Source organism: Marinimicrobium sp. UBA4209 (assembly GCF_002381585.1).
Taxonomy (GTDB): Bacteria; Pseudomonadota; Gammaproteobacteria; order Pseudomonadales; family Cellvibrionaceae; genus Marinimicrobium; species Marinimicrobium koreense.
In genome coordinates this window covers 18,487-44,386 of record NZ_DFTP01000082.1, presented here as the reverse complement: position 1 = coordinate 44,386, position 25,900 = coordinate 18,487, and the positions used below count along the sequence as shown (strand labels likewise).

General features: G+C 60.9%; 25 protein-coding genes and 1 pseudogene. 16 read left to right on the top strand and 10 right to left on the bottom strand.

Annotated features, from left to right (window positions below; genetic code table 11):
* On the bottom strand, positions 1-494 hold a 494-nt coding region (locus B3187_RS12220), incomplete at its 3' end, for a lyase family protein (RefSeq protein WP_286806741.1).
* A gap of 132 nt (positions 495-626) precedes the next feature.
* On the opposite strand from B3187_RS12220, the gene B3187_RS12215 reads away from it, so the two are divergent.
* The gene (locus B3187_RS12215) at positions 627-1,679 is read left to right on the top strand and encodes a sensor histidine kinase (protein ID WP_286806739.1); all 1,053 of its coding nucleotides are present in this window, start codon (positions 627-629) and stop codon (positions 1,677-1,679) included.
* 3 nt (positions 1,680-1,682) lie between these two features.
* Positions 1,683-2,417: a LytR/AlgR family response regulator transcription factor gene (locus tag B3187_RS12210; protein ID WP_286806737.1), complete on the top strand. Its 735-nt coding sequence runs from the start codon at positions 1,683-1,685 to the stop codon at positions 2,415-2,417.
* Here the strand turns inward: B3187_RS12210 and B3187_RS12205 are convergent.
* Positions 2,414-3,316: a hypothetical protein gene (locus B3187_RS12205; RefSeq protein ID WP_286806735.1), complete on the bottom strand. Its 903-nt coding sequence runs from the start codon at positions 3,314-3,316 to the stop codon at positions 2,414-2,416. The two genes, B3187_RS12210 and B3187_RS12205, sit on opposite strands and share 4 nt — an antisense overlap.
* Positions 3,317-3,376: 60 nt before the next feature.
* Positions 3,377-3,589 carry a hypothetical protein gene (locus B3187_RS12200; protein WP_286806733.1) on the bottom strand — a complete coding sequence of 71 codons (213 nt, stop codon included), beginning with the start codon at positions 3,587-3,589 and terminating at the stop codon, positions 3,377-3,379.
* Between the two features lie 169 nt (positions 3,590-3,758).
* Between B3187_RS12200 and hemC the strand changes: the two genes are divergently transcribed.
* The 8 genes from hemC to B3187_RS12160 all read left to right on the top strand — a co-directional run bounded on the left by hemC (position 3,759) and on the right by B3187_RS12160 (position 13,667).
* On the top strand, positions 3,759-4,694 hold the full coding sequence (gene hemC, locus B3187_RS12195; protein WP_286806731.1) for a hydroxymethylbilane synthase: 936 nt from the start codon (positions 3,759-3,761) through the stop codon (positions 4,692-4,694).
* Positions 4,691-5,545, top strand: coding sequence for a uroporphyrinogen-III synthase (locus B3187_RS12190; protein WP_286806730.1), 855 nt, complete (start codon positions 4,691-4,693; stop codon positions 5,543-5,545). Before hemC ends, B3187_RS12190 begins: the two co-directional genes overlap by 4 nt.
* Positions 5,538-6,755, top strand: coding sequence for a uroporphyrinogen-III C-methyltransferase (locus B3187_RS12185; RefSeq protein ID WP_286806729.1), 1,218 nt, complete (start codon positions 5,538-5,540; stop codon positions 6,753-6,755). The genes B3187_RS12190 and B3187_RS12185 overlap by 8 nt, the downstream gene beginning before the upstream one ends.
* Positions 6,752-8,002 (top strand): heme biosynthesis HemY N-terminal domain-containing protein, encoded by a 1,251-nt coding sequence (locus B3187_RS12180; protein ID WP_286806727.1) that lies wholly within the window; start codon positions 6,752-6,754, stop codon positions 8,000-8,002. The genes B3187_RS12185 and B3187_RS12180 overlap by 4 nt, the downstream gene beginning before the upstream one ends.
* Before the next feature lie 105 nt (positions 8,003-8,107).
* Positions 8,108-10,207 carry a di-heme-cytochrome C peroxidase gene (locus tag B3187_RS12175; protein ID WP_286806726.1) on the top strand — a complete coding sequence of 700 codons (2,100 nt, stop codon included), beginning with the start codon at positions 8,108-8,110 and terminating at the stop codon, positions 10,205-10,207.
* A gap of 232 nt (positions 10,208-10,439) precedes the next feature.
* Positions 10,440-11,600: a serine hydrolase domain-containing protein gene (locus tag B3187_RS12170; RefSeq protein ID WP_286806724.1), complete on the top strand. Its 1,161-nt coding sequence runs from the start codon at positions 10,440-10,442 to the stop codon at positions 11,598-11,600.
* Entirely contained in the window at positions 11,597-12,739 is a 1,143-nt protein-coding gene (locus B3187_RS12165; RefSeq protein ID WP_286806722.1) for a GNAT family N-acetyltransferase, read from the top strand. Before B3187_RS12170 ends, B3187_RS12165 begins: the two co-directional genes overlap by 4 nt.
* A gap of 67 nt (positions 12,740-12,806) precedes the next feature.
* A complete protein-coding gene (locus tag B3187_RS12160) occupies positions 12,807-13,667 on the top strand; it encodes a CPBP family intramembrane glutamic endopeptidase (protein ID WP_123638726.1) in 861 nt (286 codons plus the stop codon).
* Here the strand turns inward: B3187_RS12160 and B3187_RS12155 are convergent.
* The 5 genes from B3187_RS12155 to B3187_RS12135 all read right to left on the bottom strand — a co-directional run bounded on the left by B3187_RS12155 (position 13,649) and on the right by B3187_RS12135 (position 19,015).
* A complete protein-coding gene (locus B3187_RS12155; RefSeq protein WP_286806719.1) occupies positions 13,649-16,126 on the bottom strand; it encodes an EAL domain-containing protein in 2,478 nt (825 codons plus the stop codon). The two genes, B3187_RS12160 and B3187_RS12155, sit on opposite strands and share 19 nt — an antisense overlap.
* Before the next feature lie 53 nt (positions 16,127-16,179).
* A complete protein-coding gene (locus B3187_RS12150) occupies positions 16,180-16,998 on the bottom strand; it encodes a response regulator (RefSeq protein ID WP_286806717.1) in 819 nt (272 codons plus the stop codon).
* A 105-nt stretch (positions 16,999-17,103) separates the two neighbouring features.
* Entirely contained in the window at positions 17,104-17,490 is a 387-nt protein-coding gene (locus tag B3187_RS12145; protein WP_123638729.1) for a TfoX/Sxy family protein, read from the bottom strand.
* A gap of 149 nt (positions 17,491-17,639) precedes the next feature.
* Entirely contained in the window at positions 17,640-18,413 is a 774-nt protein-coding gene (yaaA, locus tag B3187_RS12140; RefSeq protein WP_286806715.1) for a peroxide stress protein YaaA, read from the bottom strand.
* 116 nt (positions 18,414-18,529) lie between these two features.
* Positions 18,530-19,015: a DUF4265 domain-containing protein gene (locus tag B3187_RS12135; RefSeq protein ID WP_123638731.1), complete on the bottom strand. Its 486-nt coding sequence runs from the start codon at positions 19,013-19,015 to the stop codon at positions 18,530-18,532.
* Between the two features lie 88 nt (positions 19,016-19,103).
* Here B3187_RS12135 and B3187_RS12130 point away from each other — a divergent pair, with 88 nt between their 5' ends.
* The 6 genes from B3187_RS12130 to B3187_RS12105 all read left to right on the top strand — a co-directional run bounded on the left by B3187_RS12130 (position 19,104) and on the right by B3187_RS12105 (position 24,217).
* A complete protein-coding gene (locus tag B3187_RS12130; protein WP_286806712.1) occupies positions 19,104-20,390 on the top strand; it encodes a M48 family metalloprotease in 1,287 nt (428 codons plus the stop codon).
* Positions 20,391-20,477: 87 nt separating this feature from the next.
* The gene (locus B3187_RS12125) at positions 20,478-21,062 is read left to right on the top strand and encodes a TRAP transporter small permease subunit (RefSeq protein ID WP_286806711.1); all 585 of its coding nucleotides are present in this window, start codon (positions 20,478-20,480) and stop codon (positions 21,060-21,062) included.
* On the top strand, positions 21,059-22,426 hold the full coding sequence (locus tag B3187_RS12120) for a TRAP transporter large permease (RefSeq protein ID WP_286806745.1): 1,368 nt from the start codon (positions 21,059-21,061) through the stop codon (positions 22,424-22,426). Before B3187_RS12125 ends, B3187_RS12120 begins: the two co-directional genes overlap by 4 nt.
* Positions 22,427-22,473: 47 nt before the next feature.
* Positions 22,474-22,866 (top strand): acyl-CoA thioesterase, encoded by a 393-nt coding sequence (locus B3187_RS12115; RefSeq protein WP_024461744.1) that lies wholly within the window; start codon positions 22,474-22,476, stop codon positions 22,864-22,866.
* A gap of 166 nt (positions 22,867-23,032) precedes the next feature.
* Entirely contained in the window at positions 23,033-23,599 is a 567-nt protein-coding gene (locus B3187_RS12110; protein ID WP_286806710.1) for a cytochrome b, read from the top strand.
* Positions 23,600-23,635: 36 nt separating this feature from the next.
* Positions 23,636-24,217 carry a YceI family protein gene (locus B3187_RS12105; RefSeq protein ID WP_286806709.1) on the top strand — a complete coding sequence of 194 codons (582 nt, stop codon included), beginning with the start codon at positions 23,636-23,638 and terminating at the stop codon, positions 24,215-24,217.
* 77 nt (positions 24,218-24,294) lie between these two features.
* Here the strand turns inward: B3187_RS12105 and B3187_RS12100 are convergent, their stop codons facing one another.
* Both B3187_RS12100 and uvrD read right to left on the bottom strand, forming a co-directional pair.
* Positions 24,295-25,482 (bottom strand): TRAP transporter substrate-binding protein, encoded by a 1,188-nt coding sequence (locus B3187_RS12100; RefSeq protein ID WP_286806708.1) that lies wholly within the window; start codon positions 25,480-25,482, stop codon positions 24,295-24,297.
* Positions 25,483-25,529: 47 nt separating this feature from the next.
* Positions 25,530-25,900, bottom strand: a pseudogene (gene uvrD / locus B3187_RS12095) (DNA helicase II); the annotation flags it as partial.

The window sequence follows — 25,900 nt, the reverse complement described above, 5'->3', positions numbered from 1 at the left end:
GTGAAACCGGGCATGATGGTGTCGGCTTCGCGCTCGGCCAGATCCAGCAGGCCGGTCTGCAGACGGCTCAGCTCGCCGCTGATCACATCAATGGCATCGCGCAGGTAAAGGCGAATGTCGGTGGCCACCTGATCATTGCGCGAACGGCCGGTGTGCAGCTTTTTGCCGGCGATGCCAATGCGCTTGGTCAGGGCCGCCTCGATGTTCATATGCACATCTTCCAGGCTCACGGACCACTCAAATTTGCCCGCTTCGATATCGGCGCGTACACCTTCGAGGCCTTCAATAATCAGGTCCCGCTCAGCTTCGGTCAGCACCCCGACCTTGGCGAGCATGGTGGCATGGGCGATGGAGCCCTTGATGTCCTGAGCGTAGAGGCGATAATCAAAACCGACGGAGGCGGTAAAACGCTCCACAAAAGCATCGGTGGGCTCGGAGAAGCGACCGCCCCAGGACTGGTTGGTCGACTCGGTGTTTTGATCACTCTGGCTCATGAAGACACTCGCTGTAATTGGACGTAGATAATAATTGGTTCACAAATCGGGCGCGTAAATCGCCTCAGGGTGCGCAAAACGCGTAGGATAGCGGCACGAAAGGCGCACAGTATAACGTAATCGAGGCCTACTTTGACGGATAACCCAACAGCCAGACCCGCCCCCGGCGAGAGCACAAGCTTCCTGCCCAACCTGTGTGCACCCCAGGCGGTGCTGCTGCTGGTGTTGGTGGCGGAGCTGCTGGCGGTGTTGCTGGCCATGATCAACCGGGGCTTGGCCCAGCTCAGTTGGGATTCCATCGCCCTGTACTCCTTTCTGGTGCAGTGGATCGTGCTGGTTAGCGCGGTTCTGCTGTGCCGCCTGCAACCACGCCTGAACCGCTGTACCCCAGTGCGGGCCGGCGCTCTCAGCTACGGGCTGGTGCTGGCCGTGACGGTCATTTTCTCCCTGCTCGGGCAGTGGCTCTTGCAGGCCTTTCTGGGTGCCGAGCTTCGGCTCGACGGCTGGCAACTGGCGGAAAATCTGCTGGCCGCCGCCATTCTGGCGGGCATCGGCTTGCGTTACCTGTATCTGCAGCAGCAGCTGCGCAACCAACAGCAGGCCGAGTTGAGCGCCCGGATTCAGGCCCTGCAATCGCGCATTCGCCCTCATTTTCTGTTCAACAGCCTCAACAGCATCGCCAGTCTGATTGCCACGGCGCCGGACCGGGCCGAACGGGCGGTGGAGGATCTGGCCGGCCTGTTTCGCGCCAGCCTGGCCGAACCGGCGTTGATTCCCCTGAACCGGGAGTTGGCGCTGTGCCGGGGCTACCTGGCCATGGAGCAACTGCGCCTGGGAGACCGGTTGCGCGTGGATTGGCATCTGGACGAGCTGCCAGAGAGCACGCCCATTCCCGCCCTGTTGCTACAACCGCTGTTGGAAAACGCCGTTTTCCATGGCATCGAGCCGAGGCCGGAGGGGGGCGACATCCAGATCCAGATCGCCCGCTCCGGCAACCAGGTGGCGATCCGGATCGATAACCCCCTACCTGCCGACCGCCACCCGGAGCAGGCCCGGCAGACCAACCGCATGGCGCTGGATAATGTCCGCCACCGACTGCAGGCGCACTTTGGCCCGGCGGCGCGCTTGTCCGAGCGCCGCGAAGGCGGTAGGTTTAACCTGATCATCACTTACCCGACGGAGTGACCCATGGATGTCCTGATTGTCGACGATGAACCCCTGGCCCGCGAGCGACTGGCTCGCATGGTCGACCAGTTGGACGGCTATTCCGTGGTGGCCCAGGCCGGCGACAGCGCCTCGGCTCTGACCGCCATTGCCCACCACGACCCGGATGTGGTCCTGCTGGATGTCCGCATGCCGGGCGACGACGGCGTCACCGCCGCCCACCGGATCGGCGAGCTCGAGGACCCACCGGCGGTCATCTTCTGCACCGCCTTCGACGAGTATGCCCTGGATGCCTTCGGAACCCAGGCTGTGGGCTATCTGCTCAAACCCGTGCGCGCCGAACAGTTACTGGAAGTGCTGGAAAAAGCCCGCACGCCCAACAAGCTTCAGAAGCGGGCCCAGCAGGGCCGTCACCCGGCAGGTAAAGAACGCAGCCATATCAGCGCTAAAACACCCCGCGGCGTCGAGCTGATTCCCCTCGATAGCGTGCGCTATTTTATGGCCGACCAGAAGTACGTCACCGTCTATCACGACCGCGGCGAGCACCTGCTGGACGACACCTTGAAGGAGCTGGAAGAGGCCTTCGGCGATCGCTTTCTGCGCACCCACCGCAGCGTGCTGGTGTCGGTCAATCACATCCAGGCCATGGAGCGGGACAATGAAGGACACTATCAGGTGCGTCTGGCGGATACCGACCATCGGCCGCCGGTGAGCCGGCGACATGCCAGCGCGTTGAAGGAGCTGCTTCAGAAAATCTAGGGGTTTCTTATCGCTGCATCTTCCAGCCCATGGCGTTTGAGTTTTTTGTACAAGACGGATATTGAATTATCAAATTCGTCAAATCCCAGCTCAGCTCGAGTCTGCATTAGGTCTTGGAACAGGGCTTGTGATTGAACGTCGATGGAGTTCAAATCCGCGTCATTCAAAGTCACCTCAAACCGTTCCAATTGCGAGAGTATGAAATCCTCTCTCAAACCCGGCATGGGCAGGTCGCCCACACGACGCCTCAGTACTGCGGTCCAGGCAAGAGCATTAATGAGATGGCGTTTCGTGCTATCGCGCCGATCACTCACGTTCGCTCGCTGCGCCATGGCCACCTCATTTCCCGCCATTCGATCGACCGCCACGACCGAACCACGAACAGCCGCTTCGCGATAGAGAACCGCCGCTTTTTCCAGCTGGCCCTCTTTCCATGCCGCGTGCTCGGCAAGCCGTTGTATGGCAAAAATGTCCCCGGCGTCTGCGAGAGACTTTAGCGTTTCATGATCGTAAAATTCATACCCGAGAGAGTGCGTCTCAAAGCCACGGTCGAACGCCCACTGGCGCGCTTCCGCATCATCCTCGGCTGTAACCCCTGCCGCAGCCAACCAATCGGCACGGGTATCAAATACTGGTTCCGAGGCTTCGTCTGGCGGACTCAGCGGCAACTCATCTGAGCCCGACGATGCCATACGCCCCGCCAGACGATCACCCAGCTTTTGCCAGATGGCCTCTTCAGCTTGAATATCGGGAGAGTTTACCGAACGCGACCTGTCTTCTTCGGGGCTATCAATAGCTGATCCTTCCGGCAATGTGTCTTCGGAAGACAGATCAAGATACAAATAGATCGTGCCCATAATACCCAACGCCAATGACACTCCAATAGCTGCCTTTTGCACAACGACTCCTTCTGTTTTCCCTCTGCCAACGCCCGCGCTGAACGCTCGAAAAGTGAGTAATCACTGGTCCGAAATTACTTGCGTGCCCTCATTACTATAGGCCAACAATCTGGTCGAATCCTCCGGATCTACGCCATAACGGATAGCGGCGTTACTCACCTTGGAAGACAGGCTGCCAGCTAAGCGGTCTGACTCCAATGCCTGAATGATACTTTCCATGGACCAATCCATCGGCTGGTTTTCGTCAGGTGGCACCATTTTGTGGTAATTCATGTCACACCTCATATCACTCCCACAGCGAATGAACGAACCATGACGATACCGCGGCGCTCCAGGAAAGCAAACAACCTAACTAAGGATAATCGCTGTAATCATGCCCACTTTTTCTCTCACCTGGTCTGGTATCATCCCGCACTGACACGCACTCGCAACGGGATGAATTATGTCCGAGACCCTACGCATCGCCACCCGCAAATCCCTGCTCGCACTCTGGCAGGCCGAATACGTCAAGGCCGAGCTGGAGCGCCACCACCCGGGGCTGACCGTGGAGCTGGTGCCCCTGGTCAGCCGGGGTGACAAGATTCTGGATGTGCCCCTGGCCAAAGTGGGCGGCAAAGGGCTGTTTGTAAAAGAGTTGGAGCACGCGATTACCAGTGGCGAGGCGGATATCGCAGTGCACTCCATGAAAGATGTGCCCATGGAGTTCCCGGAGGGGCTCGGCCTGCCGGTCATCTGCCCGCGGGAAGATCCGCGCGATGCTTTTGTTTCCAACCGCTACGACCAGCTCAGCGATATGCCCGGCGGCACCGTGGTGGGCACCTCCAGCCTGCGCCGGCAGTGCCAGATTCTGGCCGCCCGGCCGGACCTGGAGGTCAAGTTTCTTCGCGGCAACGTGCAGACCCGCCTGCGCAAGCTCGACGACGGCGAGTACGACGCCATTGTCCTGGCCACCGCTGGCCTGGTGCGTCTGGAGCTGAAGGAGCGGATTCGCAGCCGCATCGCCCCGGAGGAGTCCCTGCCCGCGGGCGGGCAGGGCGCCGTGGGCATTGAGTGCCGCACCGAGGATTTGCGCACCATTGAGCTGATCGCCCCCCTGCACCACGAGCCCACCGCAGAGCTGGTATTGGCGGAGCGGGCCATGAACCGGCGCCTGGAAGGCGGCTGCCAGGTGCCCATTGCCTGCTATGCTATACCCAGTGATGAGGGGCTGTGGTTGCGCGGTCTCGTGGGCTCACCGGACGGCACGGAAATGCTCTACGATGAGATTCGTGGCCCGGTCGCCGAGGGTGAGGCGATGGGCATTGCGCTGGCCGAGCGGCTGCTGGCGGCGGGCGCCGACCGGATTCTGGCGGACGTGTACGGACGGGAGCTGAAGTGACCCGGAGCGCCGGAGCGGACACGCTGACCGGCCTGCAGGTGCTGGTCACCCGGCCCGAAGCCCAGGCCGAGGCCTGGGCGGACACACTCAGGGCGCGGGGCGCTCACGCGGTGGTCGCCCCCCTGCTGACGCTGAGCCCGGTCTCGACGCCCGAGGCGAAGCAGGCGATCAAACAGTGCATACTGGATTTCGACCTCTACCAGAAAGCGATTTTCGTCAGCCAGAACGCCGTCGCCTATGCGTTTGAATGGCTGGAGGATTACTGGCCGCAGTTGCCCATCCGGATCGAGTATTACGGGGTCGGCGAACGCACCGGCAGGGCGCTGGAAGCCTATGGCGTACCGGTGACCGCCTGGCAGTCGGACGGCGCCATGAACAGTGAGGCCCTGCTGGCGGCCCCCGAATTGCAATCCGTGGCGGGCGAGCGCATTGTGATCTTCCGCGGCGTGGGCGGCCGGGGCGTGCTGGCCGAGACACTGCGTGAGCGCGGTGCCCGGGTGGATTACTGTGAGTTATACCAACGCCAGTGCCCGGATGACGCCGCCACACAGCTGAACCAGGCGCTGGTGGAACTGAACGAAACACCCCTGATGGTGGCCTTACACAGTGGTGAGACCCTGGAAAACTTTCATCAGGTCCGCCGGGCACTGCCTTCCGACCAGGCTCGGCGCCTGGCCCGAGGGACACTGCTGGTGCCCGGGGAGCGGGTTGCCCAGCAGGCGCGCGCGCTGGGCTATACCCGCGTGCTGACCGCTGAAAACGCCACCGACCCGGGTATGCTGGCCGCCCTTGAACGCGCCGCCATCGACCCGACCCTTTTGCAGACAGACGGAACCCACGACTGTGACTGATAACGACCAGACCAACGACACCACCCAGGAATCCACGCCCCCCGCCGACAAGACACCGGCGGACACCACCAGTGACAGGGCGGACAAGGGCACCCCCAAACGCCCCAGCAAGAAAACACCGGCCAACAAAAGCGGCCGTGCGCACCGATGGGGCTGGTTGCTGCTGGTGTTGATCTGCGTCGGCCTGCCCCTGGCCGCTGGATACGGCGTCTGGTGGGTCTGGCAGGATCTGGAACAGCAGCGCGAGCAGGTGACAGCGCTGCAGCAGCGCCTGGCCGAGCAATCCCAGGCCCTCCGTCAGCAGGACCGCGCCCTCGACCAGTTGCCCGGTCAGCTCAGCAGCGATTTGCGAGCCGATGTGCAAAGCGCCCAGCGAGGCCAGGCCGAGATCATCAGCCAGATGGAGCAGCGCCTGAACCGGGTGGACCGCCGCCTGAGCGCCATCGCCAGCACCGACCGGGAGGACTGGAAGCTGGCCGAGGCCGAGTACCTGCTGCGCCTGGCCAACCAGCGCCTGGTACTGGAGCGGGACAGCCGCAATGCACTCGCCCTGGCGGAAACCACCGATGCCATTCTGCGCGACCTGGGCGATGCGGACCTGCTGCCGATCCGCCGGGCCCTGGCGCGGGACATCCAGGCCCTGAAGCTCGCCGATCAGGTGGATCGGGAGGGTCTGTACCTGCGGTTATTGGCCCTGAACGAACAGGTACCCACGCTGCCACTGGTGGAACCCATGCGCAGCACACCCGACAACACCGTCCCCGATGAAGCGTCGGCTGAAGCCAACACCGGACCCTGGGCAACCATCAAACAGAGTTTCGCCCGCCTGGTCGAGCGTATCAGTGGCCATATCCGGATTCGCCATCATGATCAGCCCATTGCCTCCCTGGCTGACCCGCGCGAGCAGTTCATTCTGCGCCAGCAACTGCAGTTGATGTTGGAGCAGGCCCAGGCGGCGCTGTTGCGGGAGCAGACCGAGCTCTATCAATCCAGCCTCACCCGCGCGGCCGACTGGCTCGAACAACACTACGCCCTCAATCCCCAGACCGAATCGGCCCTGTCCAGCCTGCGCGAGCTGGCCGCCGTCGATATCGCTCCCGAGCTGCCGGACCTCAATGACGCCCTGAAGCTGCTCGAGGTACACATCGAGCAACAACACCGGCTGTCCCCGGACTTTCAGCGCGCGCCGGGTGAGGAGTCCGACTCATGAAACGGACGCTGCTGATTCTGATTGTCGCGATGTTGCTCGGCGCGCTGACGCTGAGCGCCATTCAGGCCGACAGCGGCTATGTTCTGATAGCGCTGGGCAACACCAGTGTGGAAATGAGCTTCTGGCTGGCGTTGATGTTGTTGCTCGGAGGGCTGGGATTGATCTGGCTGGTATTGCGGCTGTTTCGGGGCAGCATCAGGGCGGGGCAGGCCGTCACCGAACGGCTGTTTTCTGGCACCAGCGCCCGGGCCCAACGGCGCACCGCCAGCGGCCTGGTCAGCTTCATCGAGGGGAACTGGAAACAGGCCCAGCGCAAACTGCTGCGCGCGGCGCCCAAATCCGGGACGCCGCTGATCAATTATCTGGCCGCGGCCCGCTGCGCCTTTGAGCAGGGCGATAATCACACCGCTCTGGAATTGCTGCACAAGGCCGAGCAGAGCAGCACCAACAGCGAGCTGGCGGTCGCCCTGACCCAGGCGCGTATGCAGCTGATGAGCCGACGCTACGAGCAGTGCCTGGCCACCCTGGAGCGGGTCAAACGCAAAGCCCCCCAACATCCCGTGGTACTCGACCTGTTGCGCCAGGTGTATATCGCCCTGCACGACTGGGAATCGCTCAAGCAGTTGATGCCCAGTCTCCGTGCGTACGGCAACCAGAACGAAGCCGCGCTTGAAGCACTCTCCAGCCAGCTGCACCGGGCCCTACTCGAGCAGGCCGGGCAGCGGGTCCGTGGGCTCGGCCCGGAGCGGGCGCGCGAGGCCCTGGTGGGCACCTGGAAAGACATCCCCAGCGCGGTGCGCAAACAACCCGATGTGGCGCTGTTGTACGCACAGCAATTGGTGGACAACGACCTGCACGTCGAAGCAGAAGCCCAGGTGCGCAAAACCCTGGAAAAACACTGGTCCCCCGAGCTGGTTCGGCTCTATGGCCTGATTCGGGCCAGCGATGCCGGACAACAGCTGATCACCGCCGAAAGCTGGCTGAAGAAGCGCCCCGCCGATGCCCTGCTGATGCTCACCCTCGGCCGCCTGAGCCTGCGCAATCAGCTGTGGGGCAAAGCCCGGGATTACTTTCAGAGCAGCCTGACCCTGCACAAGCACCCGGAAACCTGTGCCGAGCTGGCTCGTCTGTTGGCCCATATGGGAGAACACAAAAAGAGCACCGAGTACTACCAGCAGGGGCTGCTGTTGACCACCGAACGGCTCCCGGACCTGCCGCTGCCCAAAGAACCCGAGCCAACGCACTGACTTGCAGTCGCGACGGGGAAAGGCATAATACCGGGCAACCAGATCGAATAATAATAGGTTTACATCAAGAAGTAGGGAACCTATCACCGCTTAAAGGAGTTTGTCATGCCTCTGCCGGCACTGCTGCGGCTCGCGTTTGTCGTGCTACTCGCGCTTCGTTATCGTCTGAAACTCATCCTCGGCATTGTTGTCGCCGTGGTGATCGGGCTCAGCCTCACCTTCATTTCCGGAAAGATTTATCAACACCTGGATCGGGATCCGGACCGGGGCGCCATCGCGCTGGAAGACGGGGCCTTCGGGGAAAGCTACTCGACGCCCATCTACCTGGACCAGGGCTGGAGCCCGGCCGACACCCTCTGGTACTACAACACCACCCAGGGTTCGGCCCTGCTGCCCTATGACCTGTTCGTGGCCCTCGAGCAGCCCGCCTCGGAGGAGCTGTTCCGCTCGGACCACAACATGGACCGCTACCGCTACCTGCCCCAGAAACCCACCTTCTTCAATCCCGACGGTCTACCGGTGGGGTTTGCCAAGGACAGTTACCAGGGCAAAGACTATTTGGGCTTTACCTGTGCGGCCTGCCACACCGGCCAGGTGAACTATCAGGGCCAGGCCATCCGCATCGACGGCGGCCCCGCCCTGGCGGATATGGACGGCTTCCTGCACGGACTGGAAAAGGCGCTGTCGGCGGCCCGGGATATTCCCGCCAAACGGGAACGGTTTATTGATCGAGTCCTACAGCGGGACAATGACTATCGCTCGCCCGAGGCCGTCGAGGCGGACCTGGCCCAGTGGACCGAACAGATCCGCATGTACAACACCATCAATCACAGCCATATCCGCTACGGTTACGGTCGCCTGGATGCCTTTGGCCGAATCTACAATCGGGTGCTGCGCCACGTGGTCAACCGGGAACAGATGCGGGATCTATTGCTCGCCGCCGAAGGACCCACCGGCGAGCTGCTGCTCACCGAAGCCGAGGTGGACCGGGTTCTGGCAGGTATCGAGCCCACCCTGATCGATGATACGGCCTTCACCCGCATCGTAAGCCGCCTGCAGTCGAGCGACGAAGGGCTTCCCGGATTGTCCCAGCGCAACCTGTTGCGCTTGCGAAACCAGCTGCTTAACGAGCCGAATGCGCCGGTCAGTTATCCGTTCCTGTGGGACATCACCCACTCCGATTACCTGCAGTGGAACGGACTGGCCAATAACGCCGACCTGGGGCCCCTGGGGCGCAACGTCGGGGAAGTGATCGGGGTCTTTGCCAAATTGGACTGGGAAGTGAAAGAGCCCGGCTTCAGTCTGTCCGGACACCTAACCGGTCAGAGCAACAAACGGGAGCGCATCGCCTTCACTTCCAGCATTGATCTGGTCAACCTCCAGCGCCTGGAGGCTCACCTCGGTCGCCTTACCTCGCCGCAATGGCCGGAGGACATACTGGGCGAAATCAACCGGGAGCAAGCCGCCCTGGGCAAGCGCCTCTATGCCCAGCACTGTCAGAGCTGCCACCAGGTCATCGACCGCTCCGCCTGGGACCGTCTGGTGGTGGCCGAAATGACAGATATCGAGATACTGAAGACTGACCCAAAGGCGGCGGAAAACAGCGTAAATTATCAGGGAAAGTCGGGAAACTTCGAGAATACCTACCAGAACACAACCGTAGGCCCTCTGGTCCTGGAGGCGACCGCGCCCGCCGTGCAGATCCTCACCTCGGTAACCAAAGGCGCGGTTTCCACCCCCGATGCCGACAAAGGCCCACTCCGGCGCACCCTGGACTGGTTTTATGTGCTGGGGCTGTCCTGGTTTGATAATGACGTCAAATACAGCGTCAAGGCGGGGGACTATCGGCCGGATACCACGGCTCGCCCCTACCAGTCGCTGCTGGCCTACAAGGGCCGATCCCTGAACGGCATCTGGGCCACGGCGCCCTATCTGCACAATGGCTCAGTGCCCACGCTGTACGACCTGCTACTGCCGGCACGGGAGGAGGGTGACCCGGAAGAGGGGGCCTATCGCCCTGAGGTCTTTCAGGTGGGCAGCCGGGAGTTCGATCCGGTCAAAGTGGGCTTTCGCACCGAAGGCTACGAGGGTTTCACCCAGACCACGCACCGGCTTGGAGACCGAAACACGGGTCACGAATACGGCACCGATACCTTGACCGAGGCCGAGCGCTGGGCGCTGGTGGAGTATCTCAAGACCCTTTGATGCGCGGTGAGACAAATCTCACCAAACTGCCCGGAACCATTGGCGCGAAAAACACACCAAATGACGGCCTGCTCTAAAAACTAACGCCGGTAGGCGAGGTGTTTTTTGGTGTATTTCGCGCCAACTGCGTTTATCCTGTGGCCGTTTTGAGTATCGATTGTTGATTCCACCTGTGATCATGGCTGTATTGTGTTCCCTTAAGGCGACTCTCCGAGCGCCCCTTGTCCGTGCGTTGCCCGTTCTTTTGCTGTCCTCTCTGGCAGGGGCCGATAATGACCTGGCGCATCGCCCGGTCGATTTTGTTCAGGCCACCGAACAGTACGTAGTGGAAGAGGTGATGCCCCATATTCCGGGCGCGGCACTGGCCATCATTGCCAACGGGCAGATCGAACTGCTACGTGGCTACGGTGTGCGCAAGGTCGGCGGGAACGAGCCAATTAACCGGGACACACTGTTTCGCCTCGCCTCGGTATCCAAAACCATCGCCGGTACCGCTGCCGGGGTCGCCGTGAACGACCGGGCCCTGCAATGGCAGACGCCGGTCAGTCAGTTTCTCCCGCTGGATGTCAAAAACCCGGACTACCGGGATAAAATCACCCTGCAAAGCCTTCTGTCCCACACCACCGGACTGATGCCCCAGGCCTACACCAACCTGATCGAAGCCAATGTGCCCTACCAGAAGGTGATCGGGCGGCTGGACGAGGTGGCCTTCATCTGCCCACCATCCACCTGCTACAGCTACCAGAACGTGGCCTTCAGCCTGGTAGGGGACCTTCTGATGGCGGCGACCGGCGAGCGCTACGAAGACTTCACCCGCAGACGCCTGTTTCAACCACTGGGCATGAAAACCGCTTCCTTCGGTTGGCGGGCGTTTACCAGCAACTCCAACCGGGCCACGCCCCATATCAAACGGCGCGGCCGCTGGGCACCCGTAGAACCCGACCGGAACTACTACAATGTGGCGCCGGCGGCCGGCGCCAATGCCAGTATTGCCGATATGGCTCTGTGGGTCCGCGCCCAGCTGGGACAGCGCCCCGACGTGCTGCCCCACGAAGTGCTCGACCAGTTGCACAGCCCCCGGGTTGCCACCAGTTACCGTCAGGCGCATTATCGGGCCCACCCCGAGCTGCGCAACATTCACTACGGCCTGGGTTGGCGAGTATTCGATTTTGGCGAGCACCGCCAGTTCGTCCACCATGGGGGTTGGGTGCAGGGCACCCGTACCGAGGTGCTGTTCAACCGGGAGCTGCAGCTCGGGCTGGTGTTTCTGTCCAACTCGGAGAACCGTTATGCCCGGGAGGTCGTATACCGCTTTCTCGAGCTGTTCACCGACTACTACCGCCAGGTGGAAGCCCCGATTCTGCTGCAACAGGCCCGACAGGCACCGCCATGACCCCAGAGTTCATCGATCGCATTGACGCCGTCAGTCCCGAGGACTGGGACCGCCTCTGCCCATCGGATTACCCCTTTACCCGGCACGCCTTCCTGGCGGCACTGGAAGACAGCGGCAGCGTCGGAGCGGACACCGGGTGGCAACCTCAGCACCTGCTGTTACGCGACGACCAGGGCGACCTCAGGGCGGCGATGCCGGTGTACCGCAAGGATCACTCCTACGGCGAATACGTGTTCGACTGGGGTTGGGCCCAGGCCTACGCCGAGCACGGGCTGGACTATTACCCGAAACTGATCAGCGCCATTCCATTTACCCCCTGCACGGGCCCGCGGCTGCTGGCGGCGGGGCAGGAGGCCCAGTATTGGCCCGCGGCCATCGCCGCCCTGCAGCAGCAAACCCGGACCCTGGGCGCCTCGGGTTGGCACTGCCTGTTTCCCGACGAGACGCAGGCCGAGGCGCTGCGGCCAGCCGGGTTGGCGGAGCGCACCGGCTGCCAGTTCCACTGGATAAACCGCCAGTATCGGGATTTTGAAGATTTTCTCGGCCAGCTCAGCTCCCGCAAACGCAAGAACCTGCGCAAGGAACGTCGCCAGGTCGCCGACCAGGGCTTTCACTTTCAATGGAAAGTCGGAGCGGACATTCAGGACGAAGACTGGACGCTGTTTTATGGCTTGTACCAACTGACTTACCTCAAGCGCAGTGGCCACGGCGGCTATCTGACCCCGGCGTTTTTCCGCCAACTGGGTGAGCGGATGCCCGAGCAGACCCTGATGGTGCAGGCTCGGCTGGGGGAGGAAACAATTGCCGCCGCCCTGTTCCTGTTCGACCGCAACACCCTGTATGGCCGCTACTGGGGCTGTCGGGCGGAATTTGAATTTCTGCACTTTGAAACCTGCTACTATCAGGGGCTGGATTTTGTCCTGGAACGAGGACTGGCGCGCTTTGACGGTGGCGCCCAGGGCGAGCACAAGCTGGCCCGGGGCTTCGAGCCCCGGCTGACCACCTCGTTTCATCAGCTGGTGGAGCCGGCCTTTCAGGAGGCGGTGCAACACTTTGTGGCGCGCGAGCGTGAGGAGGTATTGGGCTATCTCGACGCGGCCCGGGCACACCTCCCGTACCGGCAGACGGGCCGGCAATGAGGTTCGCAACCGGCGCCTAAATCAGGTTAAATAGCGCCTCTTTGCCACGGATTCGTCGAGCCACCCCATGCCTCAACCGTCTCTCACAAGGTCCCGACCGTTTCTGCATCCCGGCCGTATTCTCGACTGCCTGGACGAAATCGATCAGAGCCCTGACGCCTACCAACTGAGCCGCCCCCGGGCCCTGCGCCGAGTGTTCGTTACCCTCGCCAGCGTCAGTGTCTGCCTGCTGATTCTGCACTACGCGAAGAACTCCTACCTGCTGTACGAGCTGCTCGGTTGGCTGGCGCAGTTGCAGTCCCTGCCAGGCGACCACTACACCAACGATCTGCTTCAGTCCCAGTGGCGACATCTGCTGGGCTATGCCTGGTGGACCGGATGGCACCTGATCTGTTTTCTGTTGATTCCGGCGTTGGTGATCCGATACCTGTGGCGCGAGCGGGTGAGCGATTTTGGCTGGCGCTGGGGCGAAACCCATCGGCATTGGCGGGGTTACCTGCTACTGCTGAGCCCGATTCTGGTGTTTGTGGTTCTGGTGAGTCAGGGGGAAGATTTCGTCAATCACTACCCCTTCTACCCCCACGCGGGGCGCAGTTGGCTGGATTTTCTGGCCTGGGAAGCGCTCTATATGACCCAGTTCGTGGTGCTGGAATTCTTTTTCCGGGGTTACATGCTGCGGGCGGTGCAGCCCGCACTCGGGGCCAATGCGATCTGGATCATGTGCGTACCCTACCTGATGATCCACTTCCCCAAGCTCTGGCTGGAAGCCACCGGGGCCATCCTGTTTGGCCTGTTTCTGGGTATACTGGCGCTGCGCTCGCGCTCAATCTGGGGCGGTGTGCTGGTCCATGCCGGGGTCGCACTGAGTATGGATATCGCCGCCCTGATTCAGAAAGACCAACTGCCCACTCAGTGGTGGCCCTTCTGATGCGCGCCGATCGCTGCCTGAGGTGATTCAAAGCAACGACCGGCCTGATCGGCGGACAGCGGGCGCGCAAAGTAATAGCCTTGCCCCAGCTCGCAACCAAGCCCCGCCAGGCAGTGCGCGACGTCTTCGCTTTCGATTCCCTCGGCGATCACCCCCAGCTCCAGTGCATGGGCCATGGAAATGATGGCCCGCACCAGGTGCAGGCCGGTGCTTTCCTTGATCTTGGCGGTAAAGCTCTGGTCGATCTTGAGCACCTCCAGCGGAAATCGCTGCAGATAACTCAGCGACGAGTAGCCGGTGCCAAAATCATCCACCATGATGCCGCAGCCCATGGCGAGAAGCTGACGCATCCGGTCCACGATCTGCGGGTTGTCATCCACCAGAATACCCTCGGTCAGCTCCAGCTTCAGCTGACCGGGCTGGACGCTGTGCTCACTCATGGCCGAGCGTACCGTCTCGATCAGGTTCGCCTGGAAAAACTGCACACTGGACAGGTTCACGCTGATATAGAAATCCTGCTCCGCCCCCTCGTTCCGTTGCCATTGCCCGATCTGCCGACAGGCCTCACGCAGGACCCAATCGCCGAGAGGATTGATCAGGCCAGTCTCCTCGGCCAGGGCGATAAACTCGCCGGGAAAGACGCGGGAACCATCGGGTTTGCGCCAGCGGATCAGGGCTTCGAACCCGGTCAACTCACCGTCCGGCAAGCGGACGATCGGTTGATACAACAGTTCAAACGCCTCGTCTTTCAGCGCCTGACGCAGGTCCCGCTCCAGAGCCAGACGCCCCTGGGCGCTCTGGTGCATGACCGCATCAAACACACAGCTGCGGGTCTGGCCCTGCTGTTTGGCCCGCTCTTTGGCGAGGGTCGCATCCCGGTAGAGTGCTTCGGCGTCGCGATAGCGGGGATGAAACAGAGCAATACCCACACTCAGAGAGAGAAAGAACTCCTGCTCCCCCAGCCGAAACGGCTGCTCAAAGGCCTGGTGCAACCGCTCCGCATCCCGCTCAATCAACTGAACCTGGGGAGCGCCCTCAAACAAAACTGCAAACTCGTCTCCGCCGACCCGGGAAACCAATCCCGACCGGGGCAGAGCCGACTTGATTCGCCGGGCGATGACCTTGAGCAACTGGTCGCCCTTGCTCATACCAAAGTTGTCATTGATCAGTTTGAACCGATTGACGTCCACAAACATCACGGCGAAAGGCGGCGTCATCGAGTCCGAGCGAGGCCGTTGGGCCCACTCATTGACCAAGGCGCTCAGCCGGTTCATAAAAAACTTGCGGTTGGGTAGGTCCGTCAAGGGGTCATTGAATGCCAGGTAGCGAAGCTCCTGCTCCATCTGTTTGCGCTCGGTAATGTCAAAGGCGCTACCCAGATATCCCCTGGCACCACTCTGCAGGCGCCCCAGCGTCACATACAGCCACCGGTGATGACCCTGCTTGGTGGTAACAAAGGTTTCCCGGTACAGATGCTCATCCTGAGCACGGGCGGTGAATTCCAGATCGGGATCAAAACCAAGCAGATCGGACACCGGCATCTGGTACAGCTCGCCCTCGCTGTAGCCGGTGATGACACTCATTGCCGGATTGATGTAGTCGAACGACTGCTCGCAGGTAAAAATGCCGCTCTCGCTGGTTTGCGCCAGCAGCTCGAAACGCTTTTCGCTGCTGCTCAGGGACGCGCTGATCAGACTGAACCGACGATCGAGCAGAACCGCGAGGAAGAGCAGCGCGATGATGATGGTCACCGCCACCGACACCAGAATGCTCAACACCTGATAGTCCATGGCCAGACCAATGACTTCGCCCTGCGAACTGGGCACAAACTCCGTGGCGGCCATGGCCACATAGTGCATGGCGGACACCGCCAGGCCAAGAATGGTCGCGCCAATCAAATAGGCCCAGATTCGGCGCACATGCCGCAGCAACCAGATATTACTGCCCAGCCCCAGCCAGGCGACCCCGACTGCGACCACCAGAGAGAGCACAAACAGGCTCGGTCGGTAATGCATGCTGACCGCCGCCATCAGGGCCTCCATGCCCACATAGTGCATGGCACCCACACCCAATCCGAGCGACAGGGCCGCGATCCAGAGGCGGTGTTTTCTGGGCAGGGGCAGGCGGGCACAGAGCAGGGTGCCAGCGGCGCCGAGCACAATCGGCACCATCGACAGGAAGGTGATACCGGGCGAGTAGGTCACCGCCACCGGCAGACGGTGCGCCAGCATCGCGGTGAAATGCATCGCCCAGACGCCGCAACCCATGGCCAGGGCACCGGCCAACACCCAGCCCCAGCCCGAGCGGAGCGAAGCGGCGGAACGGCAGCGCTCCAGAACCGGCAACAAGGTCGAGGCGGCCAGAATCGCCAGAAGTACCGCCAGAAGCACCAGACCCGGATTATGCTCGGCCATCAGGGGCACACTGTCTTCCGGAAGAGGATCAAACCGCCATATCATACTGCTACTCATCATTATCGTTATTGCCGGAAGGGATAACCTCCATTCCGATGTTATAACCGCTCCAGGTAGCGTTTCAGAGCGGATTGCTTTTCTTCGTCCTGGTCGACGAACCGCACCGTCACCCGAACCACCTGGGTATCGGGATTGGCCTCGGCCGCCTGAAGGCTGTGTATATAGCCATTGAGTTGCGACGGTGCCTCGCCCTCATCGGATTCGATATCCACCACCACGGCGTCAAACAGGCGGGGCAGGGCATCGGTACGCTGAATCAATCCGGTCAAGGCATCGGGAGACAGCTCCCGCAGCACACAGCGCAACCCCTCACCTCGGTTGCCGAGCCGCAACTGGGCCCGACCCTTGAGTTTCTTGGTTGAAGAGGAGGATGGCCGGGATTCCGGTTTCGGGGAGCGCGCTGCACCGCCGGTCAGCACATTGACCGAGTGCGCCGCGACCCCCTGGGCCGCGCTGTGAGCACCGGCTTTCGGGACTTTGCCCACGCGCGCCAACTGCTTGGTCACCTTGCGCAGAAGCTCTTCCGGGGTAAAGGGTTTGACCAGATAATCCGAAGCACCGGCCTCGACGGCCGCCACCACATGGTTTCGATCGCCCCGGCTGGCGACCATGACGAAGGGCACATCGCCCCCTTCGGCCTGCTGGCGGACCGTGCGCAACAACTCTTCGCCGCTCATGTTGGGCATTTCCCAGTCCGACAGAATCAGATCCATCGTCTGGTTTTTCATCGCCGCCAGCGCCCGATTGCCATCCACCGCTTCGAACACCTCCACCCCGGGAATGCGTTCACGGAGCTGTTTTTTCACCATATCGCGGATGAAGCTGGCGTCATCGACCACCAGAATGCGAATTGCCATTCAGTCACTCTCACGTTGTTTTTTGGCATACCGACAGGACGGGTATCGGCCGAACATGCCCAATAATGAGTAAGGGTAGCCGATTATGACGCCAATGGGGAATGCTCAGCCGGCAGAAAAGCGGCGTACGGGCGATTGCGTGGGGGCGGTTACGTAAGCCGGCTCCGGCAGTGGCGCCTGGCTGGCCTCTACCGCGGCCCGCATCCAGAACAACAGTTCGGAGGAGTCTTCAAGGACCACGTCGGGCAGTTGGTAGAAATGACTGACGGAAGAACCGGCGCCGCGCGGCTGAAGGGCGGGCATCGCCCGGTCAAGGTAGGGCTGGCGCGAGGCGTCGTCGACCCGGAAGTAGAGCCGATCGTCCGCCATGATCGCGAACAGGTGCTGCTGATGATAGAGCCCGATACCCGCAAAAATGCGCCGGTAAGACACCGGTGCCACTTGGGACAAGTGGTGCAGAGCGCGACTGAGTGCGGGCTGGCTGACAGACAAGGGTCACTTCCTTTGGTTAACAGGTGGCTTCAAGCCGCAGGTAAAACCGCTGGACGGCGCGAGTGTCCCGACTCTGGATTCAATTTTACGCGCCCTGCGAAAGGATGTAAGGGCGCGTTAAGATCATTTTGTTGTTTCGAACATTGTTTTTATGCGCTATCGCGAGTAAATACCCACTCGAGACCCTTGGACAGAGTTTCGTTGTAAGCATAGCCGTCAACATCAAACGCCTTCAGCGCCTCGACATCCTGGATGCGGTTCTGAATCGCGTAGGCCGCCATCATTCCGCGGGCCTTCTTGGCGTAAAAACTGATGATCTTGTACTGACCGCTTTTCCAGTCCTTGAAGACCGGCGTGATCAGCGGCGCCGAGAGCCGCTTCGGCTGGACCGATTTGAAATACTCATTGGAGGCGAGATTCACCACCACCGGGTTCTTCAGGGTAGCGAGTTGCTCGTTGATGGCCTGGGTCAAGCGCTCGCCCCAGAATTGGTAAAGGTTGTCACCGCGCGGATTCGCCAGCTTGGTGCCCATCTCCAGGCGATAGGGCTGAATCAGATCGAGCGGGCGGAGCAGCCCGTAGAGTCCGGACAGGATGCGCAGATGTTTCTGGGCAAAGGTGAAATCGCCGGCCTTGAATTGCTCGGCATTCAGGCCGGTGTACACGTCCCCCTTGAACGCCAGGGCCGCCTGTTTGGCGTTGCTCGAGGTGAAGGGTGTGTGCCACTGTTGGTAGCGGTCGTAGTTGAGCTGACCGAGCTTGTCGCTGAGGCTCATCAGGCTGGAGATGTCCTGGGGCGCCAGATCTCTGAGGACGCCAATCAACTCCCGGGACTGGTCCAGAAAATCCGGTTGGGTCGCTTTGTCGGTGACCGGCGCGGTTTCGAAATCCAGGGTCTTGGCGGGGGATAGCAACATCAACATAACGCAAACGCTCACTGTCGGTAAGGCGGTTTAGTAAGGGCAGGCATGTGCTGCCGTTTTGCGGCTCCAGCGGACTACTTTGGCTTCACTGCTTTAGCTTCATTACTCTGGCTTCATTACTCTGGCTTCAACACATCCTGCCACCAGTTCAGCGGCGTCGAGCCATCGGTCGGGTCGTACACATTGCCGTACATCCAGGTACTGTCCGGGTCTTTGCCCAATACCTCGTTCATGAGCTTTTCGATGGTTTCAAACCCGCAGCTGACGTGGATGGAGATCACCAGCATACGATCATTGTGCAGATCCAGCTCACCCCCGAGCTTTTCCAGCGCCGGCACCAGCGCATCGGCAATGGGCGCCATATCGCCCTTGGTGAACACCCGCAGACTGAGATTGCCGCTGCGCCGCACCAGCTCGATTTCCTGGGTCTGGGGTAGCAGCCGCACGGTGTCGCCGCTGGCAATGCCCTGGGCAAAAGCGGGGGAGCGCACCAGCTGCAGGTCGCCGGATTCCAGTTCATTGACCGGCAACTGTTCCACAATCGGCTGGCCGTCCGGCCGGGTACCGGCAAATAATTCGATGGTGCGCAACGCTTTCTTCATTCGGGTCCCCCTGCTATAAAGGGCAACATTATACACACTGAGCCCATTGAACCCGATGGGCCCATGCCGTCACTGGAGGACCTCTCTCATGAAACGCTGTCTGTCTCTGCTGGCCGTCACTGGCCTGATACTGGGCGCCACGGCCTGTTCCGTCAATCCGGTCACCGGGGAGCGTCAACTGACCCTGATGTCCGCCGATCAGGAGCTGGCGATCGGCGCCGAAAACTATCAGCCGAGCCAGCAATCCCAGGGGGGCCGTTACGTCGTCGACCCCGAATTGGGGCTCTACGTCAGCCAGGTCATGGACAAGCTCGCGGGGGTCAGCGATCGTCCCGGCCTGCCCTATGAAATCGTGGTGCTGAATAACGGGGTCCCCAACGCCTGGGCTCTGCCCGGCGGCAAGATGGCGATTAACCGGGGGCTGTTGGTGGAACTTGAGGACGAGGCTCAACTGGCGTCGGTGCTCGGCCACGAAATTGTCCATGCCGCCGCACGCCACAGCGCCTCGCAGCAAACGCGCAATGTGCTGTTGCAGGCCGGAATGCTAGCCGCCGGAGTGGCCGCTTCGCAGTCCGATTCCGAGTATGCCGGGCTGGCCATGGGTGCAGTTGGAGTGGGCGCCATGGCCTGGCAGGCCAAGTACAGCCGCAGCCACGAGCTGGAATCGGACCGCTATGGCATCCAGTACATGGTGGAAGCCGGCTACGACCCCCAGGCCGCCGTAGAGCTACAACAGACGTTCGTTCGACTGTCGGAAGGTCGGCAGAGCAACTGGCTGGACGGGCTGTTCGCCAGCCACCCCCCGTCTCAGGAGCGGGTGAACGCCAATAAGGCGCTGGCCGAGCAGTACGGTGGGGGCGTGCGCAACAAGGCGGCCTTCGATCGGGCCATGGCGCAGTTGCGGCGCGATCAGCCCGCCTACGAGCAATATCAGCAGGCCCAGAAAGCCGCATCTGAAAAACAGTATGACCGCGCTCTGGCCTTAGTGGAGCAGGCCATTGACCACCAGCCCAAAGAAAACCTGTTCTGGGAGCTGAAAGGGCAGTTGTTAATGCAGAAAAAGCAGCCCGGCGAGGCCATTGCCGCCTTTGACCGCTCCATCGCGGCCAACCCGGAGTTCTTCCGCCCGCTGGTCTACCGGGGTCTGCTGCATAAACAGCAGAACAACACCCGCCAGGCGCGGGCGGATCTGGAGCAGAGTCGCCAGCTGCTGCCGACCCAGCTTGGCAGTTACCACCTGGGTGAGCTGGCCCAACAGCGAGGCGATCGCGAAGCGGCCGTGAGTTACTACCGTGAAGTGGCCTCCGGCGGCGGCGAGCTGGGTGAAGCCGCGCAGAGCAAGCTCTCGCAGTTGGGCGTGCAGGCCGGGTCCTGACCGTCCGGAACACCGGGAGTCGGGCTCACCCCGGCTCCCTAATTCGGTATACTGCGCGCTTCGAAGCACCCAGACTCCATAATCATAATGCCCGAAGACACCCAGACTCCTAAGCCACTGGCCGCCGTTCGTGCGCTGATCCGCGCGCTTGACGCCTGCACCGAAGGGCTCGGGCGCACCGTCGCCTGGCTCGCCCCGGTCATGGTCGTCATTACCTGCACCGTCGTATTGCTGCGCTACGGCCTGGGACAAGGCTCGGTGGCACTACAGGAGTCTGTCACCTATATGCACGCCGCGCTGTTCATGCTCGGGGCGGGCTATGCGCTCAAGCACCACAAGCAGGTACGGGTCGATATTCTCTATCGTCGCTTCAGCCCCGAGGGGCGCGCCTGGGTGGATGCCCTGGGCAGCCTGGTGTTTCTGATCCCCCTGGCGATTTTTATTGGCTGGATCAGCCAGGACTTCGTGCGCAGCGCCTGGCGCATCCGGGAAGTCTCGGCCGACTCCGGCGGCCTGCCCTGGGTTTATCTGCTAAAGAGCCTGATTCCTCTACTGGCGGTGACGCTAGTGCTGCAAGCGGTCGCAGAAGTCCTGCGCAATCTCTTGCGACTGATGGGCTATCCGGCCCCCGACAGCGCGCCAACCGATGCGGCCGGGGAGGAGGAATGCTGATCGAGCTGATTCCACTGCTGATGTTCGCCGCGGTCTGCGCGGTATTGATGCTCGGCTATCCGGTGGCCTTTACCCTGGCCGGTGTGGCCCTGGTGTTTGCCGGGTTCGGCATCGTGACCGGCGTCTTTGAGCCCAACCTGTTGCGCACTTTTCCCAGCCGCATCTACGGCATCATGGCCAATTACACCCTGGTGGCTGTGCCCCTGTTCGTCTTTATGGGCACCCTGCTGGAAAAATCCCGGCTAGCGGAAGAGCTTCTGGAAAATATGAGCCGCGCCTGCCGAAGCCTGCCCGGCGGACTGGGCCTGTCGGTCATCATTGTGGGTGCGCTCCTCGCCGCCAGTACCGGTATCGTGGGCGCCACCGTGGTGACCATGGGCCTGATTTCGCTGCCCACCATGTTGCGCCAGGGCTATCACCCGTCGCTCGCCGCAGGCACCATCTGCGCCACGGGCACCCTCGGGCAGATCATCCCGCCCTCCATCGCCCTGGTATTGCTCGGTGACGTCCTGTCCAATGCCTACCAGCGGGCCCAACTCTCTCAGGGGGTATTCAGCCCGGAGACGCTTTCGGTGGGGGACCTGTTTGTCGGCGCGCTGATCCCTGGACTGGTACTGGTCAGCCTCTATCTGCTGTACATGCTTCTGGTCGCCCGGTGGCGGCCCACGCTCGCGCCCGCCGCACCGAGTGAGGAGCGGATTTCCACCGGTCGTCTGTGGCTCAGCCTGGTGCCCGTATCGGCGCTGATCATTCTGGTACTGGGCTCTATCCTGTTGGGTATTGCGACACCGACCGAAGCCGCCGGCGTGGGCGCACTCGGCGCCGCGCTACTGGCCCTGCTCAAAGGCAAGCTCGACCTCGCCCGGCTCAAAGAGGTGGCCCGCAGCACCACCATGACCAGTGCCATGATTTTCACCATCCTGATTGGCGCCTCGCTGTTCTCCCTGGTTTTCCGGGGTTTCGGCGGGGAAGAACTGGTGGAAGGCTTCTTCCATCAATTGCCGGGCGGGGTGTTCACCGCCATGCTGGTGGTGATGGTGATCATTTTTCTGCTGGGCTTTATTCTCGATTTTATTGAAATCACCTTTGTGGTCGTCCCCATTGTGGGCCCGGTGCTGCTGGCCATGGGGGTCGACCCCATCTGGCTGGGGATCATGATTGCCCTCAACCTGCAGACTTCTTTCCTGACCCCGCCGTTTGGCTTCGCCCTGTTCTACCTGCGTGGGGTGGCGCCCGCCTCGGTCGCCACCAGTGCCCTGTATCGTGGCGTGATTCCGTTTATTGTGCTGCAATTGCTGGTACTCTGTGCTCTGGCGCTGTGGCCGGGGCTTGCCACCTGGCTACCGCAGCAACTATCCCTGTAAAATCAGCATTCCATTACTGAATTATTCGAGGTACTGAGTTCATGGCCATGCAAGGCATTGATGAGGATCCCACCCCCCACGGTGAACTGACCCTGCAAACCCTGTCCATGCCCGCCGACACCAATCCCTATGGCGATATTTTTGGCGGCTGGTTGATGACCCAAATGGATCTGGGTGGTGCGATTCTCGCTCAGGAAGTGGCCAAGGGCCGGGTCACTACGGTGGCCGTGGGCAGTATGGTGTTCTTGCGGCCGGTACCCGTAGGAGCAACCGTCAGTGTTTATGCCAGCACACTGGATGTCGGGCGCACCTCCATCCGCACCCTGATCGAAGTCTGGATCAAGGAGTGCGGTAATCGCGACATGACCAAAGTGACTGAGGGCGAATTTGTTTATGTCGCCATCGACGACAATGGCCGGACCCGGCCGGTGCCCAAATAACCGTCCTCCCAGAAGCGCGCGGCTTTACAGTCGCGCCTGCTCGACCCCGCCAAAATCCCGTACTTACACGACTTTACTAACAAATCTTAACCGCTACCTTTACAGTATTCTGCTAGCTTTTAATGACCCGATGGGTTCGCAAATACAGTTGAAGGAAGACAGGTCCATGATAAAAGACGATGCTCAACGCTACGGTTGGTTGTCCATCACCGTGCACTGGCTGTCCGCTCTGTTGGTGATCGCCATTTTTGGCATTGGATTCTACATGGTGGACCTGACGTACTACGACAAGGGCTATCACGAACTCCCCAAACTGCATGTCAGTCTCGGACTGTTGCTGGCCATGCTGTTGATTGTGCGAATCGGCTGGCGGGTCAGTCAGCGGGGTAAGCCACAGCCGCTGCCCAACCACAGTCGTAAGATCCGCCTCGGGGCAGCTGCAATGAAACATCTCCTGTATCTGTTGATGCTGGTGATGGTCGTGACCGGCTATCTGATCAATACCGCCAAGGGCGATCCCGCGGATTTTTTTGATCTGTTCAGTGTGCCCGCCACCTGGCAGTTGAGTTCTGATGGCGTCGATCTGGTTGGAGAAATCCATGAGATCGCCGCCTGGCTGCTGATTCTTCTGGCGCTCGCCCACGCCGGCGCGGCGCTTTGGCACCATTTTGTGATCCGGGATCGGACCCTGCTGCGTATGCTTCGCCCTGGTAAATCCGACCCCAAACCGTAAGCCACTTTTGTTTCTCAACCGTTAAGGAGTAAGACCATGAAAAAGACGTTAGCCGCATTGACTCTGAGCAGTATTGGTTTGGCCAGCGTTCCGGCAGTGGCCGCCGATTATGTGATCGACACCGAAGGCGCACACGCCGCCATCAACTTCAAAATTCAGCACCTGGGCTACAGCTGGCTGACCGGTCGATTTAACGACTTCGAAGGCAGCTTCAGCTACGACGCCGACAAGGTCGAAGACAGCAAAATCACCGTGACCGTCGATACCAGCAGCATCGACAGCAATCACGCGGAACGGGATAAGCACCTGCGCAGCGATGATTTCCTGAGCACCGACAAACACGGCGAAGCCAAGTTTGTCAGCAAGCGCATTGAAAATGTCGAAGACAATGGCGAAGAGTTTGATGTCGTTGGTGACCTGACCCTGCACGGTGTCACCAAAGAAATCACCATCGAAGTGGAAAAGGTCGGCGAGGGTGAAGATCCCTGGGGCGGCTACCGCGTTGGCTTCGAGGGCGACGTTGAGCTGACCCTGAAAGACTTTGGCATCGACTATGATCTGGGCCCGGCATCGCGCGTGGTCCACATGGAACTGCACATCGAAGGCATTCGTCAGTAAACCTGATTTTGCCTTGACCAAAAAAACAGCGGGGCCTTTGTGCCCCGCTGTTTTTTATGCCTGCGCCAATACGTTGATTATTCTTCCCCGTCGGACCCGGCCCCGTCCGCTTTTACCTGCTCGCGAATGTCGTAATAGGTGTGTTCCGTTATTTTGTGATAGTCGGTCACGTCCGCCAAAAAGGTCCGATAGGAGTCCCACACTTTTTGAAACAGCGGATCTTCCTCGGCCTGCAGTTCGAAGAGTTCCCTGGAGATATCATATAGGCGTTGAATCACATCGTCCGGTAAGCGCCGCAGCTCTGTCCCCTCTTTCGCCACCATATCGTTCAGCGCGCGAGGATTTCGCGCGGTGTATTGATCCAGCATATCCTGATTCGCGGCGCGGGCCGCGTGGGTGACAATGGCCTGAAGGTCATCCGGCAATGCCTCGAAAGCGGGCTTGTTGACCAACAGCTCCAGCGTCGAACCCGGCTCCTGCCAACCCGGGTAGTAGTAATACCGAGCGATCTGATCAAACCCGAAGGCCTGATCGTTGGACGGTCCCACCCATTCGGCAGCGTCGATCACCCCCGTCTGCAATGAGGTATAGAGTTCGCCGCCGGGGATATTCACTGAACTGCCACCGGCGCGATTGAACACATCCCCCGCCAGACCCGGAATACGCATTTTCAGCCCGCGCAGGTCCTCAATGCTGTTAATCTCTTTGTTGAACCAGCCGGCCATCTGAATGCCGGTGTTGCCGCCGGGAAAGGGAATGATGTTGAAGGGCGCGTAGACCTCTCGCCACAATTCCAGGCCGCCGCCGTGGTGCAACCAGGCGTTCATTTCCTGAGCGTTCATGCCAAACGGAATGGTGGTAAAAAACTGTGCGGCGGGGGCTTTGCCACGCCAATAGTAGCTGCCGCCGTGGCCCATTTCCGCACTGCCATCCGACACCGCATCAAACACGCCCATGGCGGGCACGATTTCCCCGGCACCGTACACGCGGATCTGCAAACGGCCGCCACTCATGGCCTCCACCATATTGGCAAATTCCTGCGCGGTGGTGCCCAGGCCGGGAAAATCCTTCGGCCAGGTGGTGACCATGCGCCACTGGTACACACGTTGCTCCTGCACCTCACCATCGACCATGACCGCCACGTTGTCGGTGGCCTTTTCCATGACCAACAGGGAAAACAGGGCCGCCACCAGGGCGACCAGTAGCAGAATGATCAGAGGGGACCAACGGGGTTTGGAGGTTGTGTTTTTGGAGGTTGCGTTCATAGTCACTGTGCGCTGTTATGTTTTTCTTTCGGCAGGACCTGCCTGCCCTACATTGGAACCAGTTTCGCGTATTGCAGCACCAACCACTTGCTGCCTTCATCGTCGAAATTGACCTGTACCCGGGCGTGGGCGCCCTGGCCTTCAAAGTGGAGGATAACACCTTCGCCGAATACGCCGTGGCTGACCCGCTGGCCCAGGTGGAATCCGGTGTCTTCACCGGAATCGGTCAGGCTGACGTTATTGGCCCGGCCGTAATCGCCTTTACCATAACCCATGGGTCGGGTAACGGTGGTTTTCAGGCGCACTTCCTGAATCAGTTCCGCCGGAATTTCCCGCACGAAGCGGGACAGGGCGTTGAAGGTTTCCGCGCCGTACAGCCGCCGGGTTTCGGCATAGCTGATGTACAGCTTCTCCATGG